This window comes from Streptococcus sp. HMSC064D12 (genome assembly GCF_001837205.1).
Classification (GTDB): Bacteria; Bacillota; Bacilli; order Lactobacillales; family Streptococcaceae; genus Streptococcus; species Streptococcus salivarius_D.
The window spans coordinates 18084-35162 of record NZ_KV831709.1 but is presented as its reverse complement, the minus strand read 5'-3'; the positions used below and the strand labels follow the sequence as shown (position 1 = coordinate 35162).

Genomic DNA, 17079 nt, shown 5'->3' with positions numbered 1-17079 from the left:
TATAACTTCTGAGGACTTTGTCTTCAATCTGAGACTTAGAGCTTAGCTCTGAGTCTTTTTTATACATTACACTACTAGAATTAAGGAAGTCACTTTTTTCATACTATAAACACGAAACCACCTATAGATTAAACTATAGGTGGTAGTTTTATGATTCAATTATAGAGCGCTAACTTGTGAATGATGCTTAAATAAGGAATGAGTCGCTTCGTGAATATGACGAGCAGTTTCTGCATTATTCATGGTGTAGAGGTGAACGCCTGCAACATCTTGAGTAACAAGGTCGACAATCTGGTCAATCGCATAAGCAAGACCTGCCGCTCTAAGTGACTCAGGATCATGCTCATACTTATCCAAAATGGCACGGAACTTACGTGGCAAATGGATATTCTCACAAGTCTTAAGCAAACGTAGAGCTTGGTTACGATTCAAAATTGGCATAATACCCGCATGAATTGGTACATCAATTCCAGCCAAGGTACATTTATCTTGAAAATCATAGAAACGTTCATTGTCAAAGAAGAGTTGGGTTAAAAGACCAGAACAACCTGCATCAACCTTTTTCTTAAGGTTTTGGATATCAGAGATTTGATTTGGCGAATCTGGATGCCCTTCAGGATAGCAGGCACCGATGATATCAAATTGAGGAGCTTCTTCCTTGATAAATTCAATCAAATCAGTGGCATATTTAAAGTCTTTAAGAGGTTCCACACCAGGAATGATATCGCCACGTAGGGCTAAGATACGGTGTACACCAACGGCATCCAAGTCACGTAAGGTATCAGCAACCTTTTCTTTACTCAAATAGATAGCTGGAAGGTGGGCAATCGTTGGGATAGCTAGGTCATTTTGAATATGATCTGCCAAAGGAACCGTCGTCTCTTTGATATTATATTTGTTATTACTAGCTGTCACACTGATAAAGTGTGGAGCCAATCCTTGCATATCCTCAAGAGCACGTAGGATTTTTTCATTACCTACTGCTGGGTTAGGTGGAAAGACTTCAAAAGAGAGTGATGGTGTTTGGCTTGTCATATTTTATACCTTCTTCTTTTTAGATTTTTGTTAAGACGAAAGCTGTTTTAAGTGCCTACTGACTTCATGAGTTCAGTTAAACACTTGTTAATCATAGCCTGCTTGCAAAAATCTTTAGAACATTATTCGCTATTGAAAACCTTCTACACTTAAGGAAGAAGGTCTTCAACATATGATAACTTCTGCTTACAAGTTTTCGCGAGCTGCTTTTGCAGCTTCTACAAGCTTGATCAAGCTTTCTTTAGTTTCTTTGATTCCGCGAGTCTTCAAACCACAGTCAGGGTTGATCCATACTTTACCGCTTGGTACTTTAGCCAAGATTGCTTCGATAGTGTGGTCAATTTCACCGTCTTGTGGGACACGTGGTGAGTGGATATCGTAAACCCCAGGTCCAACTTCTGTTTGGAAGTTTTGAGCTTTAAGTTCATCCAAGATTTCAAGATTTGAACGACTAGCTTCAAATGAGATAACGTCAGCATCCAAGTTGTCGATAGCTGGAATGATATCTGTAAATTCTGAGTAACACATGTGAGTGTGGATTTGTGTGTCTGGTGCTACTGTTGAGTGTACCAAACGGAAGGCTGGAATTGCCCAGTCAAGGTAATCCTCATACCAGTCACTACGACGGAGTGGCAATTTTTCGCGAAGAGCAGCTTCGTCAATTTGGATAATTTTCACGCCTGCAGCTTCAAGGTCAAGGACTTCATCTTTGATTGCAAGAGCAATTTGAAGAGTTGAATCCTTAATAGAGATGTCTTCACGTGGGAATGACCAGTTAAGGATAGTAACAGGTCCAGTCAACATACCTTTAACAGGTTTGTCAGTACGGCTTTGTGCGTAGCTAGACCATTTCACAGTTATTGGGTTAAGACGAGTGACATCACCCCAGATGATTGGTGGTTTAACCCCACGCATACCATATGATTGTACCCAACCATTTTTAGAGAAGAGGTAGCCTGACAAGTTTTGACCGAAGTACTCAACCATGTCGTTACGTTCGAATTCACCGTGTACAAGCACGTCAAATCCAACTTCTTCTTGCCATTTAATCCATTCATCAGTGATTTCAGCAAGGAAAGCATCGTATTCTTCTTGTGACAATTCATTCTTACGGAAAGCCAAACGTTTAGCACGAACTTCCTTAGTTTGAGGGAATGAACCGATAGTTGTTGTTGGAAGCAATGGAAGTTTGAAAGCATCTTTTTGAATCGCTTCACGTTCTGCAAATGCTGGCAAACGAGTGTAATCAGCTTCAGTCAAGCCTGCAATACGGGCACGAAGTTCAGCATTTTCACCAACACGCTCAGTCGCAAAGAGTTCTTTGTTTGCAGCAAGGGCTTCTGCACCTTGACCATTGCGGATAGCATCCAAATCACGCAATTCGTCCAATTTTTCAACCGCAAAAGCAAAGTGGTTCAAGATAGCTGGTTCAAATTCTTCGTTAGCAGTTGTAAATGGTACATGAAGAAGTGAGCAAGATGTTGTCAAAACAACATTTTCAGCTGGCACTTGTTCAAGAATTTCAAGACTCTTCTCGTATTTGTTACGCCAGATGTTTTTACCATTGACAATTCCGGCATAAAGAGTCTTATCAGCTGGGAAACCACCTTTAACCAATTCAAGTGTTTTCTTACCTTCAACAAAGTCAAGACCAATACCATCAACTGGCAAGTTCACAAGATCATTGTAGACATCACGAACATCACCAAAGTAAGTTTGGATCAAGACTTCAAGACCTTTTTTATCAGCCAAGAGTTTGTTGTAGATATTCAAGAAGAGAGCTTTTTCTTCAGCTGTCAAATCTTTAACAAGGGCTGGCTCATCGAGTTGAATACGAGTCGCACCAAGCTCAGCCAATTTTGCGAAGACTTCTTGGTAAGCTGCCACAAAGCTGTCTACAAAGTCTTCTGCTTTCACACCATCTTCAAAGTCAGATAATTGAAGGAATGTGAATGGTCCAACGACAACTGGACGTGTGTTAAGCCCCAATTCTTTAGCTTCTTGGTACTCATCAAAAATCTTGTGACCAGCAAGTTTAACTTCTGTTGTTTTTTCAAATTTAGGAACGATGTAATGGTAGTTAGTGTTAAACCATTTTTTCATAGGAAGGGCACGTACATCCCCTTTTTCACCTTGGTAACCACGCGCCAAAGCAAAGTAACGTTCAAGATCTGTCAAATCCAAGTTTTGAACAGATTCAGGTACGACATTGAAAAGGAAAGCTGCATCAAGGAAGTTATCGTAATGTGAAAAATCATTTGAAGGAATTTCACTGATACCCTTCTCTTTAACAATATTCCAGTGTTTTGCACGCAAGTCTTTGGCTGCTGTTAAAAGTTCATCTGCAGTAATTTCATTTCTAAAGTATTTTTCTGTTGTAAATTTTAATTCGCGGAATTCACCCAAACGTGGGAAACCAATGATAGTAGTTGACATCTTGTGTCCTCCTCTTTGTTGTTGAACTTATCTTACCAAAGAAATGGGTGTCTGTATAATTGCTATTAGTTTTCTCTATATATAGTTTTAGACTATAACCTATAAAACAAAGGGTTTCCAGCTCCTGTTATCTCCTTTTGTTTAGATATTGTTATAGCTAATAACTATATACCAACCTGATAAATCCTTTTTTATAACAAAAAATCCCTAGACTTTTGTCTAGAGACTCTATTATTTACTAGGATTAGGATACTAAGCTCTATAGGTGCTCAGTACTTTCTCTTGAAGGCAAGATGATGTATAAGACATATTCTCACTATTGTAACTTTTCCAAATATAATAACCAAAAACTACCAATACCAATAAGAAACAAATTCCCAATACGACTAACCAAATGATTTGTTTCTTTAAGCTATCATACTCACTCATATAGCTATTATGAATGTTAATAAGTTCATTTCTTTTTTTGTTACTTGACTCTTTAGCAATGGCAATTTCTAGCTCGTACATTTGATGCTTCCATGAATTACTTTTAGATGTCCCTCTTTTCATTTTTTTATGTAAAAAACTGCTGTTGCCCTTCTTTAAATTGTTTTTTTTTGTCATACTTCCCTCTGAAATCTTCTTTTAGTCACTACTATTATAACATATGTAAAACTGTCAAAAAAGTTCATTTTTAGTTAAAATTTTGAGAAAGAGAATTAAAACATGAAAAAGAACCAGAGGGAAACTTCTTATGTTATACTTTAAGTATGCATAAGAAAACTGTTATTGATTTTAAGGAACTTGGCGCCAGACAAATCTTTACTGATGCCATTAAAGAACTAAAAACAAAGAACATTAAGGAAGTTAAGCACCTTTTAGCTGAAGTCGAAGCCTATCAAAATGAAGGCTATTATGCAGTAGGTTATGTTTCCTATGAAGCAGCCCCTGCCTTCGAGACAAAATTTCAGGTTATTGATGGTCCATTAATGTCAGAGTATCTCCTCTACTTCACTATTCATGAAACTGTTCAAATAGAGCCTATTCCACTTGCTTATGAGCCAATTGCCTTACCAAAATCTTGGCAAGAGCTAACTTCTGCAGAGGAATACAAGGCTGCTATTGAGCAAATACACCACCATATTCGACAAGGTGATACTTATCAGGTCAATTATACTGTTCAACTTCAACAGAACCTGACAGCTGATCCCTTTGCCATCTATAACCGATTGGTTGTTGAGCAAAATGCACATTACAATGCCTTTATTCAGCACGATGATGTCTCTATCATTTCCATAAGCCCAGAACTCTTTTTTAAAAAAGATGGTGATAGATTGACCACTCGTCCTATGAAAGGTACTACTAATCGTGGTTTGACAAGTGAATCTGACCTCAAACAAGCCCAGTGGCTAGCTCAGGATCAGAAAAATCGCTCTGAAAATATGATGATTGTCGATCTTCTTAGAAATGACATGAATCGTATTTCAAAAATAGGAAGTGAGGATGTCAAGAGCCTTTGCCAAGTTGAACAATACTCTACGGTTTGGCAAATGACTTCGACTATTGAGACGCAACTCCTACCAAATAGTAGTTTAAGCGATGTCTTCCAAGCCCTTTTTCCATGCGGCTCGATTACAGGTGCCCCAAAAATAGCAACCATGGAGATTATTAAGAAGGTTGAAAAACAGCCTCGAGGTGTCTATTGTGGAGCTATTGGTATCTTGGTGCCACAGGGACCTAGTATTTTCAACGTGGCCATTCGAACACTACAAATGGAAGGAACCAAAGCTATCTATGGTGTCGGAGGAGGTATTACCTGGGATAGCAACTGGGAAGCTGAATATGAAGAAACCAAGCAAAAAGCTGCTGTTCTATACCGTCAGAACCCCAAATTCAATCTCATTTCAACTGGTCGTGTCCATCAAGGAAAACTGCTATTTCTTGAGGAGCATATGAAACGCTTGCAAGAGAGCAGTCGCTACTTTGACTATCCTTTCAATGCAGAAAAAGCACACTATCAAGTCGAAGCTCTGTGCCAATCACTAAACCTTGACAAAGACTACCGTCTTAAAATGTCACTTGCAAAAGATGGTGAACTGAAGTTTGAACATACCCAATTAACAAACTTATCTAATGACTTCTGCCAAGCAAGGTTAGTTGAGCAAAGGCATCCGTTGGATAGCCCCTATACCTTCTTCAAAACAAGTTACCGTCCTCACCTTAGTATCGAACCTCACGAACAAATTTATTATAATCATGAGGGGCAACTCCTAGAAACCTCTATCGGTAACATCGTTCTTAAAATCCAAGACCAACTCTACACACCACCCGTTCACCTCGGCCTCTTAAATGGCATCTACAGACAAAGACTTATTGCTGATAATAAGCTTAAAGAAAAAGTCTTGACCTTAAAAGATATGGAACAGGCTCAGGCCATCTATGGATGCAATGCGGTGAGAGGGTTGTATGAATTGAAGGTGAAAAAACAGAATTATCTCTAAATAAAAAATGCGGGTTCTTTGTACACTCCTACACTTGCTAAAGAGAAAAGAAACTTCAATATTCTATTGGTGAAAAATCAACAACTTAATAGTAAAATAAAGTATAATACTTACTGATGGTTATTCAGTTATCGTGACTGTAATGATGAACTTTTTGGCTTATAATTTACTAGCCTTAAAACTCAGTAATAATTTAGAAAGGATACAAAACCTTAAATGAAAAAATTTAAAGGCTTGACTTCTGCTGAAGTTCAAGCAAGTAAAAACGCCCATGGCGATAATAGGCTCTCTAGTAAAGAGGCAAACTCGCTCCTCTCAATCTTTATCGAAGCCTTCCAAGATCAATGGATTCTTATCCTCTTGGCTGCCTTAGGATTAAAAATCATCTTCAACTTTGTTGGAATGATTTTCCCTGCTATTGGTGAAGCTAATTGGTATGAGGCTATCTCACTAATTTTCGCCATTTTGATGTCTACAGGATTTTCAGCAGTCTCACAATACCGAAATGAGCAAAAGTTCAACACTCTTCAGGAAGAGGCTTCAAAAACTAATGCTAAGGTTTATCGTGATGGTAAACTTAAAGAGGTTCTCGTTGATGATATTGTGAAAGGTGATCAGATTCTCCTTCAATCAGGGGACAAGATCCCAGTTGATGGTATCATCTTGGAAGGTGAATTAAAAGTAAACCAAGCTGTCCTTAATGGTGAAAGTGAAGATGCTAAAAAACTTCCTCTTGGTGATCAAGCAGAGCCAGACTCTTCCGACCTCTTTACAGAGCTCAAAGTCTTCCGTGGTACAGTTGTTACTTCAGGCGAAGCCGTTATGGAAGCTACACAAATTGGTGATAATACCGTTCTAGGAAGCATCAATACTTCTCTTCAAGAAGATAGTAAAGATTCACCATCCAAAGAAAAACTCAACAAGCTTGCTGGAAACATCGGTGTCCTCGGTTATAGTGCAGGTGCTGCATATTCAGTAATCAACCTTGTTTTAGGCTTTATTGCCCTTAATAAGGCTAATAACCTCAATGGTGGTTCAATCTTCCTTCTTATCATTGAAACAATTCTCTTTGCGGTTACAATCATCATCATGGCCGTTCCAGAAGGTCTTCCAATGATGTTGGCACTCGTTTCTTCAATGAACTCAGGACGACTTTTAGCTCAAAATATCTTGGTTCGCCATCCTGATACCATTGAAACAGCCGGATACATGAATATCCTCTTCAGTGATAAGACTGGTACTATCACTGAAGGTAAACTATCTGTAGTTGACTTCTTCCTTGCTGATGGAACACTTTATGCGGCTACTGGTGAAACTGATGCTCCTGATTTTGACACAATGTCAGATAGCCTAAAAGCTGAAATGATTAATGGTATCGGTCTTAATAACGATGCCATGGTAGCTGATGGCAGTGCTGTTGGTAGTAACGCCACTGATCGTGCACTTCTTGATTTCCTTATCGGACGTTCTCAACTTGATTTCGATACGAATACAATTACTGAGAAGCAACAATTCAACTCAGCAACAAAATTCGCAAGTGTAACGACTAACGATGGAAAAACCTACATCAAAGGTGCTCCAGAATTCATCCTAAACGACTGCTACTACTATCTTGATAAAGAGGGTAATAAACAAAACTTTACAGATGATATTAAAGCTCGTTTCCAAGAATTATCATTGGAACAAGCTAATCGTTCAATGCGTTTGCTTGCTATCCTAAATACAGATGGTAATGATAAAGTCTTGATTGGTATCGTATGTATCCGTGATAACGTTCGTTCTTCAATTAAACAAACTGTTGAAACAATGAACCGTGCAGGGGTTCAAGTAGTTATGGTAACTGGTGACCGTAAAGAAACCGCTGTTGCTATCGCTAAAGAAGCCGGTATCGTTACTGGTCAAAATGACCTTGTCCTTACTCACGATGAACTCTCTGCCCTCTCAGATCAAGAACTTAAACAACAATTGCCTCACTTAAAAGTGGTCAGTCGTGCCCTTCCAATGGATAAAAAACGTCTTATTGAGGCAGCTCAAGACCTCGATATGGTTGCTGGTATGACGGGTGATGGGGTCAATGACTCACCTGCCCTCAAATCAGCTGATGTCGGATTCTCAATGGGTGATGGTACTGAAGTCGCACGTGAAGCCTCAGATATCGTTATCTTGAATAACTCATTGACTTCTATTGAGAAAGCTGTCCTCTATGGACGTACTATGAGTAAGTCAGTAAGTAAATTCATTATCTTCCAATTAACCGTTAACGTGACTACAATTGCTATGTCACTTCTCTCACCACTTTTGGGCCTCAAAGAACCATTCACAATTATCCAAATTCTCTGGATTAACCTTATCATGGACACACTTGCTGCCCTTGCCTTTGGTGAAGAACCTACGCTAGATCGTTACATGAATGAAAAGCCAGTTTCTAAGAAGGCAAATATTCTTACTGGTTATATGAAATCTGCTATCGGTGTAGCCAGCGTCTTCATTACTTTTGTATGTTTAGCCATTCTTAAAAATGTTGGTGGTATCCAAGACTTTATCACAAATGGAACTGGCAATTTTGAAATGGTAACAACATTCACCTTTACAGTATTTATCTATGCTGTCATTTTCAACTCACTTAATACACGTAGTAACGGATTCAATGTTTTTGAACATATCGGCGAAAACAAGAAATTCTCAATTGTAATGATTTCTATTGCTGTCGTTCAAACCTTGATTATTCAATTCGGTGGTAAAGTATTTAGTACCGTTCCAATGGACGTTCAACACTATATCGTTGCTCTTCTTATCGCGGTTTTGATTATCCCTGCAGATTTAATTCGAAAAGCTCTAACTAAAAACAAATAACTATCTGTTTAACGTATTGTAAAACTTAAAAGGATAAAAAGGATTGGCGTAATTCCCAATCCTTTTTATAATTTATGAAGGTGATACCGTGGAAAGATCATAACATAAAAAGGCTTTAACAAGCCTTTTTGATTTATTAAGTAATACTACTTAAACTGACTAGGAGCCCCTGTATAACCTGCCCAATCCTTACTATAAAAGCGGTCGTTCAAGTTATAGCTAGGTGCAGGTGTTGGATTACTTACAAATGGATCAACAGCCTTGTCAAAGGCTACCCATCCTTTCCATCCCATATGAATGGTATCTTGCATGAAGTAAGGTTGATCTCCATCTTTTGAGAAGTCAGCAATATTTGTAAAGCCTTGACTTTCTAATTGATAACAGATTTTAGAAACCGTAGCATCATACATTTCTTGACTTAGTCCCGTATAAGCCATCCACTTGCTATTAACAGGTGGGATAACAAAGATGACATTAGTATTTGACTTAGCAAATTGATTTAACACCAACTGTAGGTCACCATATTCTTGTGAAACTTCATACGAAAGATTCTTTTGGAACCCTTTAAGTTTACCAATCTTTTTAGCCAAACGTTTCTTATAGAAACGGTCATCGATACCAAAGTCGTTTGACTTGGTATGGGCTTCTGCATCTCTTACGGCAACCTGGTCAAGTGCCTCGTAAGAGAACTTGTCTGGCAACTCTTTAAGATAAGGAAGAACCTTCTTGTCGTAATTTGCATTATTTGATGCTGCAAAAGGACTGAACAAGGCATCTTCTCGCTTATTAAGCTCTGCCATAATTTGAATATAAGTCTTATCAAGAGAATTTAAATCTTGCCCATTAGCCACTTTAGAAAGTTGAGATTTCATAGTAATCTCAGGTTTCATCTCTAAGATACGCTGAGCAGCATATTGAGAATTTGCATCCGTCTGATTTTGACTTAAGAAACTACTAAGTTGGTCGTTATTATAGAACTGCTGGAAAGCCGCAGAATTGTAACCTTTTTTAGTAAACCACTGTGGTGACAAGACGTAGACTGCTGTCCCATTTTTCAATTCAGGAAGCATTTGTTGCATTCCCAAATATTGGTTTAGAGAGGCAGCCCCACGTTGTCCAATAAAATATGGGCGATAGTTACGGTCGTATTTTTCAGCTAAAACAGCTGGATGAAGGGCATCAAAACGCAACCACTCACTAGACCCAAAGAAAGGGACAAATCGATGATTCTTATCAGAAAGAGCTGTCGTCTTATTAATACGGCTCTTAAAGTTCTCAGTTGTCAAGGTTACTGCGCTACGTTTTTCAACCTCATAACTATGTTTTCTGCCTTGAGGGTAGGAAAAAATAACTACTACTACCAAGACTAAGGCACAGATTATAGGGCCAAAAATTTGCCATAAACGCTTAAGCATTGCGAAGCTCCGTTACCCCTTCAACAATCTTATTAGCTGTGTTCCAGTCATCACGACCAAATTCTGAAACTGGCACACGAATATCGAAACGTGATTCCAATTCAACGATAAGCTCAACTGTTCCCATAGAATCAAGAACACCAGCATCGAAAAGGTCTTCATCCATCATGTCTGAAACATCTTCCATGAAGAGTTCATCAATAATTTCAATAACTTCTGATTTTACATCCATTTTTTATAATTCCTTTACTTATTTTTTAGTGAACCAGAGGTCATTCAAGAATCCAGAGAAAATCAAGAATGACAACATAACAGTGTTAAATGTAATAAAGATTCCCAAAGCCTTCGTCCATTTATTATCAGGAAGTGGCTCAAGACCTGCTTTCTTACGCTCTTTATTAATAGTTTTCTTCTTACGTAACCAGGCATCATTGATTCCTAGACCAATACCATGGAAAATACCATAAGCAATGTAGTACCAGGTAACTCCATGCCAGAATCCCATAACCATCATATTAATGACATAGGCCACATTTGATGTCGTGTTACGATTTTTGAAAACCTTGTTTCGCATCAAAACCATAACCAAACGCATAAAGACAAAGTCACGGAACCAGAAAGACAAACTCATATGCCAACGATTCCAAAATTCTTTCAAGTCTCGTGAGATGAAAGGTTTGTCAAAGTTGATTGGGCTCTTTATCCCCATAAGGTATGATGCTGCCAAGGCAAACATCGAGTAACCCGCAAAGTCAAAGAAGAGATCAAAACCGAAAACATACATGACACCAAGTGTTGGTAAATTAAAGATACCACCCTGAGCCAAAGCTTGTGCTTTCAGTGAAGGCAAGAGCATACTTCCGAAAATCTGAGCCAAAACAAACTTATAGAGGAAACCAAGCATGATATATTTGACAGCTTGCTCCAACATATTCATCAGCTCATCTCGCTCAGGAATCGCTTTGTAATCTTCGTTAAAGCGTTTGAAACGATCAATAGGACCACTCGTAAAGGTTGGCATAAAGAGCATGAATCGGAGGAATTCTCCAAGTGTAAACTCTTTTAAGACACCATCCCGCATCTCGATAATCATACCAACTGATCGGAAGGTCAAGTAAGAAATGCCAAGAAAGTTTAAGAGTGACTGAGTACCATTTATCGCAGGCTCTACCTTAACAAAAATCAAGGGAAGGACTACAAGAAATGAGTGTAAATAGAAAACCCATTTATTGTCCTTTTTACTGCGGTAATGTTTGTAAGAATAAACCCAGATGATTTGCCAAACGATATAGAAAAGTAAGGCTAGTAATTGGCTAGCATGTGTTCCTGTCAGAGCGAGAACAATAAAGGCTAGACTGACCAAACATTCATAAATCGCAAAACGCTTTTTAAAGAAGAGACCCACAAAGATTGGCAATAGAGCTAATCCAAGATAGATAAAATAGAAGGGATTACCGTAGGCTTCTAAATGGGGGAGCTGTTTCAAGAAGTCAATCATCGGTTGTTAACCTCACTGATAAGACCCTTGATATCAATTTTCCCATTTGGTGTTAAAGGCAAGCTCTCACGATAGAGGAACTTAGTAGGCATCATGTAAGACATCATGATATCTTCTAAGTCAGCCTTAATCGCCTTGGTGATATCAATTTCACGTTCAAACTGCTCACGAACACCATCCTTAAGAATCACATAAGCCAAGAGGTTCTGAACCTTATGGTCTTTATTGTAACGTGGCACAGCTACTGCTGAATCAATATACTTAGACTTATTAAGGTTTTGTGAAACATCCTCTAACTCAATACGGAAACCATTAAATTTAATCTGGAAGTCCATACGACCACCGTAAAGAAGGAGACCTTCATCAGTCATCGTTCCTACATCACCAGTATGGTAAGCAGGAAGGCCATTAAACTCGAAGAAGGCTTCCGCAGTCTTTTCAGGATTGTTCATATATCCTTTTGAAACTGCTGGTCCTGAGACGATGATTTCACCTTGTTGACCATTTGGAAGGATATTGCCTTCCTCATCGATAATATAAGTCGGTGAATCTTCCTTGGTATAACCAATCGGCAAACGCTTAAGGTTAGCCAGCATCTCATCAGTTACTGCTACTGCTGATAAGGCTACAGTTGCTTCAGTTGGTCCGTAAGCATTGATAATACGTGCTTCTGGGAAACGTTGGCGAAGCTTTTGAGCAGTCTTGACAGTCAACTCTTCTCCGTCAAAATAGAAATGCGTAATTTTCGGCATCTTCTCTGCATTGAAGTCTTCAGACAACATTGCCATATCTGCAAAAGATGGTGTTGATGTCCAAATAGCAATTGGAAGTGAGAAGATCGTTTCAAAGAGCTTCTTGAAGTCCTGTGTAATGGCTGAAGGAAGCGCATAGAGTGTTCCTCCAAGCGCCAATGTTGGTGCCCAGTACATTACCGATAGGTCAAATGAATAAGGCGGTTGAGCCAGCATTTGAGGACGTTTTGGAGTCGCAAATTCCTTGTCCGTAATCATCCAGTTAGTGAAACTAAGGAGATTATTGTGTGAAATTTGGACCCCTTTAGGCTTACCTGTAGTTCCTGAGGTAAAGATGATGTAATAAGTATCATCCCCCTTAACAGGATGAGTCACTTCGTAGCTAGTCTTGCTTTCAAAAGCTGTTGTCACTTGATCCAATGTTAAGATTGGTGCTTGGACATCCTCAAGTGGGAAGTCATTGATAGCAATAATCAGACTAGGCTCTGCCACTTCAACAATTGCCGTCACGCGCTCAAGAGCTGAGTGACTATCAATTGGAATATAAGCGTGACCAGATTTAGTCAAAGCGACAAAAGTCGCCAACATTTCATACTCTTGACCACCATAAACCACAACAGGTGATTTTTCTGGAATATCAAGACTATCAATCTTGGCAGCTAGGCTATCCGAGTCAGCTTTTAAGTCACCGTAAGTGTGAACTTCCCCTAAAATATTGTAAACAGGAAAGTCAGGTTGTGATTGAGCAAACTGCTCAATCGTTTCGATCATATCTTTAATTTTTGTATTCGTCATTATTCTTCCTAAAATTCGTTATAGATAAAATTACCTTGACCTTGTCCTAGGTAATTGTAGAGATAAATTAGGGCCATAAAAATGGCGAAATAAAGCAAGGTTTGTCCTAAAAATACCAGGACGTTTTTATGTTTTAACATTCTAATTTTCGATACCTTTTTTTATATAATATCCTCTTTAGTTTACCATCTTATCAGTATTTTTTCCAATAAAAAAGAAAAAATAACTAAATTTCATTTCTTTTTCATTAATAAGTTTCCGTGATAAATGATTGGCTAAAATCATAAAAAAACAGAGCTTAAAAGCTCTGTCGGATTTAACTATTTTGTGTCTTTTGGGCCGTCTGCATACGATAGTACATTCCCTTAGCTTGCATCAGTTGTTCATGGGTTCCGTGTTCAACGATATCCCCATTATTCATGACCAAAATAAGATCCGCATTTTCGATGGTAGACAATCGATGGGCAATGATGAAACTAGTTCGACCTTTCATTAATTTAGCGAAGGCCTCTTGAATGAGGAGCTCTGTACGGGTATCAATACTAGAAGTGGCTTCATCCAAGATTAGGATTTTAGGCACATTGACAAATATGCGAGCAATGGTCAAAAGCTGACGTTGTCCCTGTGAAAGGGATTGCCCCGCATCATTCAAGTAGGTGTCATAGCCTTGAGGCAACTGCTGAATAAAGAAATCTGCATTGGCAGCCTTGGCCGCTGCTATAACTTCTTCACGACTGGCTTCTGGATTTCCATAGGCAATATTATCATGAATAGTACCGACCTCAAGCCAAGTTTCCTGCAAAACCATCCCAATCTGTTTCCGAAGACTCTCACGGGTATAATCTGTAATAGGTTTACCGTCCAGTAGAATATTTCCCTTGTCCAAATCATAGAAACGCATGAGTAGGTTAATCAATGTAGATTTTCCCGCTCCTGTTGGACCAACAATGGCAACAGTACTTGCTACAGGGATATCAATGCTCAAATCCTTGATAAGAGGTTTATTAGGCAAATAGCCAAATTGGACATGATCAAATTGAAAACGTCCCTGCACATCTGCTTCTTCCAAGACCGCCTTACCTGTTTCTGTTATTTCCTCTTCATCCAATATCATATAAAGGCGATCAGCACAGGCCAAAGCACTTTGAAGTTCAGATAGAACAGATGAGATATCATTAAAAGGTTTCGTATACTGAGTGACATAATTTAGGAAGGTAGTCAATTGTCCCACTGTGAAAGCACCACCCGACATGATTCGATAGGCACCAACACCTGCAATAAGAGCATAGATCAGACTATTGACAAAACGTGTAGCTGGGTTAACTGCTGACGAATAAAAGATAGCGCCCTGTGAATAATCGGCATACTTACCATTAACGTCTTTAAAACTCCTAACCATCTGGTCTTGTGCATTTAAACTCTGTACTAAAGCTTCTTGAGTCAAACTTTCTTCAATCAACTGAGTCTGCATGCCTCGCCATTTAGTTTGATTGCGATAGAGTTGGTAGCTCTTCTTTGCGATAAAACGTGCCACAAGCATTGACAAAGGCGTCATCACTAGAACTAATAGCATCATGAACCAGTCTAAGCGAGCCATGGTAATGATTATGACAAAGATAGTCAAAAGCCCAACGAAAAATTGGTTAAAGACCATGAGAAGTCCGTTGTTTAACTGATCGCTATCTGTAGTCACACGGCTAACCATGTCTCCAGTTCCTTGACGATCAAGGTAACTGAGAGGCATAGCATGAATTTTCATCATGACTCGTTCACGTAAACTTTCGCTATATGAATAAATCAATCGATTATAAATCAAAGGGTTAAGCCACTGGATTGCACTATTAGCTAAGATAACTACAAGCATCTGCCAAATTAAACGTGACATCAATAGAACGGCGTTCATCTTAAGAACAGCGTCCACTGCATCACCAATTAAGATAGGTAAGTAAACCGTTAAGGCAACTTGAATAATGGTCCCAACAGTTGCTAAGGCAAAGAGGTAACGCTGACTTAAGATATCTCTACTTAAACGTTTAAGCGTTGATTTATTATTTCTAGCCTTCATCAGCGACCTCCTTTTGATGTTGAGAATAATGAATGTCTTGATAGAGTTTATTTGTGGCAAGCAATTCTTCATGATTACCCAAGCCAACTTGATGTCCCTTATCAAGCACCAAAATTTGATCAACAGCTTTTAGACTATTTGTTCTTTGCGAAATAATAATCAGACTCGTTGATTTAAGATTGTCTCTGATAGCCGCTAGTAAGCGACTTTCAGTTAGGTAATCTAGGGCTGAGGTTGAGTCGTCCAAAATCAAGAATGGTGCTGGTCTCATCAGCGCACGCGCAATAGTCAAACGTTGACGTTGACCCCCCGAAAAATTACGGCCAAATGACTCAACTGGCTCATCTAAACCAAGATCCTTGTCTTTTACAAAATCAGCAGCCTGAGCCATGTCAAGCGCATGCCACAGTTCTTGCTCACTCGGTTCGTGGTCAAGTCCTAAGGACAAGTTTGAACGAATGGTTCCTCTAAATAACTCAGCTTTTTGCGGGACATAGGCAACCCAAGAACGCCACTCTTTAAGGTTTTTTGGTGATTTTTGATCTTTGAAAATAGCTAGCGAACCAATCTGAGGCTGATATAAGTTCATGATTAAGTTCACCAATGTCGATTTACCTGAACCTGTACCACCAATAATACCTAGTGACTGACCTTGAGTAAGACTGACATGAATCTCTTGGAGTGATGGCGAACTAGCTGTAGGATAGGTAAAGGTCATCTGATCAATAGCTAGCACTGTAGAAGCCTGACTAGAAGTGCGGACTTCTAAAGGTGCCTCAATATCCTCATCTTGGAGTTCAAAAATAGCTTGTACCCGTTTCGCTGAAATAAAACTTTGATTCAGATTAGTCAACATCATGGCCAATTTAAGGAGCTCCGTCAAAATTTGCAAGAGATAATTGACTAGAGCAATCAGCATCCCTTGAGACAAAAGGCCACCTTGAATTTGCAGATTTCCCTGCCAAAGGATAGCAATCAAGGTCATATTAACAACCAAGAAAGTCAAAGGACTAATGAGACTTGCTATCACTCCTGTTTTGAGCTGCCACTTCTTCAAGTCTTTATTGACACCAGTAAAGTTATCTAATTCACGCTCACTTTGATCAAAAGCCCGAATAACCCTCATACCTTCAAGTTGTTGACGCGTATTGGTAACAATTGATTCATTAATTACTCGAATCTTGGCGTATAAAGGATTGACGATGCGACTAGCTAGTACAATTATAAGGGTCAATACCAAGACCATGCCAAGAAACCATAGGGTCAAGCGTGGACTGATTCGGAATGCCATAATAATGGCTCCTGTCACGATAATTGGCGCCCTCAAAAAGAGCCTCAAAAATTGATTGATACCCGTTTGGATTTGAAAGGTATCACCAGTCAAACGTGTCACCAAACTTGACGTTCCAATCTCATCCCGCTTTTCCTTTGATAAACGCATGATTTTCGCATACAAATCATTGGTTAAACCTCGGGCATAGCCAACTGCTGCTCTGGATGAAAAATACTGTGCTGAAATAGCAACAACAACCCCAATAACGGCAAGTCCGAACAAGAGAAAAATCATCATAAACAGATGATTTTGGTCTTTATTTGGAATAGTTGTGTCGACAATTCCAGCAATTACTAGAGGGACCAAGAGTTCGAAACTGGCTTCGATTAATTTAAAAACGGGTCCCAGGATACTGTCTTTGACGTATCCTCTAAAATACACTAATAATGCTTTCATTTGTCTTTCCTAAGTTTA

General features: G+C 39.0%; 12 protein-coding genes. 2 read left to right on the top strand and 10 right to left on the bottom strand.

What is annotated here, in order from left to right; translation table 11 throughout:
• Nucleotides 1–159 precede the first annotated feature (159 nt).
• The 3 genes from metF to HMPREF2697_RS00140 form a co-directional block, all read right to left on the bottom strand.
• Complete coding sequence (metF, locus tag HMPREF2697_RS00150; RefSeq protein ID WP_021144026.1) at nucleotides 160–1035, bottom strand: methylenetetrahydrofolate reductase [NAD(P)H]; 876 nt, start codon at nucleotides 1033–1035, stop codon at nucleotides 160–162.
• Nucleotides 1036–1221: 186 nt separating this feature from the next.
• Nucleotides 1222–3471 (bottom strand): 5-methyltetrahydropteroyltriglutamate--homocysteine S-methyltransferase, encoded by a 2250-nt coding sequence (gene metE / locus HMPREF2697_RS00145; protein ID WP_070849103.1) that lies wholly within the window; start codon nucleotides 3469–3471, stop codon nucleotides 1222–1224.
• 252 nt (nucleotides 3472–3723) lie between these two features.
• Complete coding sequence (locus tag HMPREF2697_RS00140; protein ID WP_070849100.1) at nucleotides 3724–4077, bottom strand: hypothetical protein; 354 nt, start codon at nucleotides 4075–4077, stop codon at nucleotides 3724–3726.
• A gap of 146 nt (nucleotides 4078–4223) precedes the next feature.
• Between HMPREF2697_RS00140 and pabB the strand changes: the two genes are divergently transcribed.
• Nucleotides 4224–5954, top strand: a complete 1731-nt coding sequence (gene pabB / locus HMPREF2697_RS00135) for an aminodeoxychorismate synthase component I (protein WP_070849097.1) — start codon at nucleotides 4224–4226, stop codon at nucleotides 5952–5954.
• Between the two features lie 216 nt (nucleotides 5955–6170).
• Nucleotides 6171–8807: a calcium-translocating P-type ATPase, PMCA-type gene (locus HMPREF2697_RS00130; RefSeq protein ID WP_070849094.1), complete on the top strand. Its 2637-nt coding sequence runs from the start codon at nucleotides 6171–6173 to the stop codon at nucleotides 8805–8807.
• A gap of 146 nt (nucleotides 8808–8953) precedes the next feature.
• On the opposite strand, the gene dltD is transcribed toward HMPREF2697_RS00130, so the two are convergent.
• From dltD to HMPREF2697_RS00095, 7 genes are all read right to left on the bottom strand, one after another.
• Nucleotides 8954–10222, bottom strand: a complete 1269-nt coding sequence (gene dltD, locus HMPREF2697_RS00125; RefSeq protein ID WP_049527939.1) for a D-alanyl-lipoteichoic acid biosynthesis protein DltD — start codon at nucleotides 10220–10222, stop codon at nucleotides 8954–8956.
• Complete coding sequence (dltC, locus tag HMPREF2697_RS00120) at nucleotides 10215–10454, bottom strand: D-alanine--poly(phosphoribitol) ligase subunit DltC (protein ID WP_002891149.1); 240 nt, start codon at nucleotides 10452–10454, stop codon at nucleotides 10215–10217. Before dltC ends, dltD begins: the two co-directional genes overlap by 8 nt.
• 18 nt (nucleotides 10455–10472) lie before the next feature.
• The gene (dltB, locus tag HMPREF2697_RS00115) at nucleotides 10473–11720 is read right to left on the bottom strand and encodes a D-alanyl-lipoteichoic acid biosynthesis protein DltB (protein WP_004182380.1); all 1248 of its coding nucleotides are present in this window, start codon (nucleotides 11718–11720) and stop codon (nucleotides 10473–10475) included.
• Nucleotides 11717–13267: a D-alanine--poly(phosphoribitol) ligase subunit DltA gene (gene dltA, locus HMPREF2697_RS00110; protein WP_070849090.1), complete on the bottom strand. Its 1551-nt coding sequence runs from the start codon at nucleotides 13265–13267 to the stop codon at nucleotides 11717–11719. Before dltA ends, dltB begins: the two co-directional genes overlap by 4 nt.
• A gap of 8 nt (nucleotides 13268–13275) precedes the next feature.
• Entirely contained in the window at nucleotides 13276–13407 is a 132-nt protein-coding gene (locus HMPREF2697_RS00105) for a teichoic acid D-Ala incorporation-associated protein DltX (RefSeq protein ID WP_002885174.1), read from the bottom strand.
• A 176-nt stretch (nucleotides 13408–13583) separates the two neighbouring features.
• Nucleotides 13584–15332, bottom strand: coding sequence for an ABC transporter ATP-binding protein (locus HMPREF2697_RS00100; RefSeq protein WP_070849087.1), 1749 nt, complete (start codon nucleotides 15330–15332; stop codon nucleotides 13584–13586).
• On the bottom strand, nucleotides 15322–17061 hold the full coding sequence (locus HMPREF2697_RS00095; protein ID WP_045768619.1) for an ABC transporter ATP-binding protein: 1740 nt from the start codon (nucleotides 17059–17061) through the stop codon (nucleotides 15322–15324). The genes HMPREF2697_RS00100 and HMPREF2697_RS00095 overlap by 11 nt, the downstream gene beginning before the upstream one ends.
• Between the last annotated feature and the right edge of the window lie 18 nt (nucleotides 17062–17079).